Genomic DNA, 3735 nt, shown 5'->3' on the forward strand with positions numbered 1-3735 from the left:
ATCCGGGGTTTCCGGATCGAGTTGGGTGAGGTGGAGGCGGTGCTGGCGGGTCACCCGCAGGTGGCGAAGGCCGCGGTGGTGATCCGGGAGGACCGACCGGGCGACAAGCAGCTGGTCGCCTACCTGGTGGGCGAGGTGGGCGAGGTGGGCGAGGTGGGCGAGGTGGGCGAGGTCGGCGAGGTGCGCGACCACGCGGCCGGGCTCCTGCCGGGCTACATGGTGCCGTCGGCGTTCGTGGTGCTGGAGGCGCTGCCGTTGACCGCGAGCGGCAAGCTGGACCGGCGGGCGCTGCCGGCGCCGGTGGTCGCCGCGGGGGGTGGGCGCGAGCCGCGCACGGCGGAGGAGCGGACGCTGGCGGGGATCTTCCGCGAGCTGCTGGGCGTGGAGGCGGTGAGCATCGACGACAGCTTCTTCGACCTGGGCGGTCACTCGCTGCTGGCGACCCGGCTGCTGTCCCGCATCCGGGCGGTCACGGACGCCGAACTCGGCATCCGCACGGTCTTCGAGAACCCCACCATCGCCCAACTCGCCCGCACTCTCGGCGGCGAGGCCGGCACCCGCGCCCGGCTGACCCGGCGGGAGCGGCCGGACGAGGTCCCGCTGTCATACGCGCAGCAGCGCCTGTGGTTCCTGGACCGGCTCGACACCCAGGGCGGTGCGTACAACATCCCGCTGGCGGTGCGGCTGGAAGGCCCGCTCGACACCGACGCGCTGCAGCGGGCGCTGACCTCGGTGGTGTCCCGGCACGAGACGCTGCGCACGGTCTTCCCGGAGCGCGACGGCCGGCCGTACCAGCAGGTGCGCGCCGAGGCGGAGTTGAAGCTGCTCACCCACCAGGTCGGGGCGGCGGAACTCGGCGAGGCGCTGGCGGGGGAGGCGGCCCGCGGGTTCGACCTCTCCTGCGAACTCCCGCTGCGGGCCTCGCTGTTCCGGACCGCCGCGGACGACCACGTGCTGCTGGTGGTGCTGCACCACATCGCGGGCGACGGCTGGTCGCTGGCGCCGCTGCTGCGCGACCTCGAAGCCGCCTACCTGGCGCGGGAGTCGGCGGCGCTGCCGGTCCAGTACGCGGACTACGCCCTGTGGCAGCGCGAGGTGCTCGGCTCCGAGGATGACCGGGACAGTGTGATCTCCCGTCAACTCGCCTACTGGGCCCAGACTCTGGCCGAGCTGCCGGACGTCCTGGAGCTGCCCACCGACCGCCCGCGGCCCGCCATCGCCTCCTACCGGGGCGAGCGCCTGCCCTGGCAGTTGGACGCCGACGGCCACCGGGCGGTCACCGAGCTGGCGCGCTCGTCCGGCGCGAGCGTCTTCATGGTGCTGCAGGCGGCGGTGGCGACCCTGTTCACCCGGCTGGGTGCGGGGACGGACATTCCGCTGGGGACGGGCATCGCGGGGCGGACCGACGAGGCGTTGGACGAGCTGGTCGGGTTCTTCGTGAACACGCTGGTGCTGCGCACGGACACCTCGGGCAATCCGACCTTCCGTGAGCTGCTCGCCCGCGTGCGCGAGCACGACCTGTCGGCGTACGCGCACCAGGACGTGCCGTTCGAGCGGCTGGTGGAGGTGCTCAACCCGGAGCGCTCGCTGGCCAGGCACCCGCTGTTCCAGACCCTGATCACCCTGCAGAACACTCCCGACCCGGACCTCGACCTGCCCGGGATCACCCCGTCCGCCGTCGACGTGGCGGGCTACCAGGCCAAGTTCGACCTGCTGCTCGACCTCCGCGAGACCTTCGGCGCGGACGGTGTGCCGACGGGCATCGAGGGTTCGGTCGAGTTCGCGCTGGACCTGTTCGACGCGGCGAGCGTGCAGCTGCTCGGCGAGCGGCTGACCCGGCTGCTGGCGAGCGTCACCGCCGAACCGGAGCTGCGGCTCGGCGCGATCCCGGTGCTGGCCGAGCCGGAGCTGGCCCGGCAACTCGCCGACTGGGGACAGGGCGCGCCCGGCCGGACCGCGGTGCCCGCGCTGCCCGCCGCGTTCGCCCGGCAGGTCGAGCTGACCCCGGACGCCGTCGCGGTCATCGGCAGCGAACAGCGCCTGACCTACGCGGAGTTGGACGCGCTGTCGAACCGTTGGGCGCATGCGCTGCGGGAGCGGGGCGTGGGTGCGGGGACGCCGGTGGCGCTGCTGCTGGACCGTTCGCTGGAGCTCGTCGTGGCCGAGCTGGCGGTGGTGAAGGCGGGCGGGTTCTACGTGCCGCTGCACGACGCCTACCCGGCCGACCGCCTGGCACTGATCGTCCGGGACGTGCAGGCCCCGCTGCTGCTCACCGACCGCACCGAGATCCCGGACGGGGTCGCGGAGGCGGTGCGGACGGTGCTGTCCACCGCGGCGATCAGCGGCCGGATCACCGACTACCCGGCCGGTGCGCTCGACGGGTCCGCGTACACCGCGGACCAGCTGGCGTACGTGATGTACACCTCCGGTACGACGGGTCGGCCGAAGGGTGTGATGGTCAGTCACGGGAACGTGGCGGAGCTGGCCTTCGATCCGCGGTTCGGCAGCGGTGCGCACGACTGCGTGCTGATGCACTCCTCGCACGCCTTCGACGCGTCGACCTACGAGCTGTGGGCGCCGCTGCTGCGCGGCGGCAAGGTGGTCGTGGCACCCGGCGGGCACCTCGGCCCGGACGAGCTGCGCTCGGCGATCGCGCTGCGCGGGGTGACCGGGGCATTCGTGACGACCGCGCTGTTCAACGCGATCGCCATGGAGGAGCCGCAGGCCTTCACCGGCATGCGGGAGGTGATGTTCGGCGGTGAGAAGGTCACCGTCGAGGCGGTGGAGAACGCCGTCCGCCACTGCCCGGAGGTGCAGTTCACGCACGTGTACGGCCCGACCGAGACCACCACCTTCGCCACCGTCTGGCCCGTCCCGGCGGACCGGCCGAACGGCGCGTCGATGCCGATCGGCGCCCCGATGGCCGGCACCCGGGCCTACGTGCTGGACGGCTTCCTGCAGCCGCTGCCCGCGGGCGGCGTCGGCGAGCTCTACATCGCGGGCACCGGCGTCGCGAACGGCTACCACGGCCGCCCGGAGCTGACGGCCGAGCGGTTCGTGGCGGACCCCTACGGTGTCCCCGGCGACCGGATGTACCGGACCGGCGACCTGGTGCGCTGGTCCGAGGACGGCCAGGTCGACTACGTAGGCCGCAGCGACGACCAGGTGAAGATCCGCGGTTTCCGCATCGAGCCCGCCGAGATCGAGGCCGCCCTGACGGCCCACCCTGCGGTGACCCAGGCCGTGGTGCTGGTTCGTGAGGACCGGCCGGGTGACAAGCAGTTGGCCGCGTACCTGGTCGGCGTGGACGTCGAGGTCGCGGAGGTCCGGGAGTTCGCCGCCGGTCGGCTGCCCGCCTACATGGTGCCGAACGGCTTCGTCGTACTCGACGCGCTGCCGCTGACGGTCAACGGCAAGCTCGACAAGCGCGCGCTGCCGGCGCCCGAAGCGAGCGCCGCCGCCGAGCAGGACGCCGGGCCGGTGCAGCTGCCCCGCGACGAGCGGGAGCGCTTGCTGTGCGACGTCTTCGCGGGTGTGCTGGGCCGGGAGAGCGTCGGTATCGACGACGGGTTCTTCGACCTGGGTGGTGACAGTATCGCGTCGATCCAGGTGGTGAGTCGGGCTCGTAAGGCCGGGTTGCTGCTGACGGCGCGGGACATCTTCGAGCGCAAGACGGTGCGTGAGCTGGCGGTGGTGGCGACGCAGGCGACGGCGGAGGTGGTGCCGGGCCTGGAG

At 73.0% G+C, this 3735-nt stretch carries 1 protein-coding gene; it reads left to right on the plus strand.

Annotated features, from left to right (window positions below):
- Window positions 1–3735: amino acid adenylation domain-containing protein (locus ACWD4U_RS34620; protein WP_363462256.1), on the plus strand; the 3735-nt coding region annotated here is incomplete at both ends.

The sequence above is a fragment of the Kitasatospora sp. NPDC002522 genome (assembly GCF_053595195.1).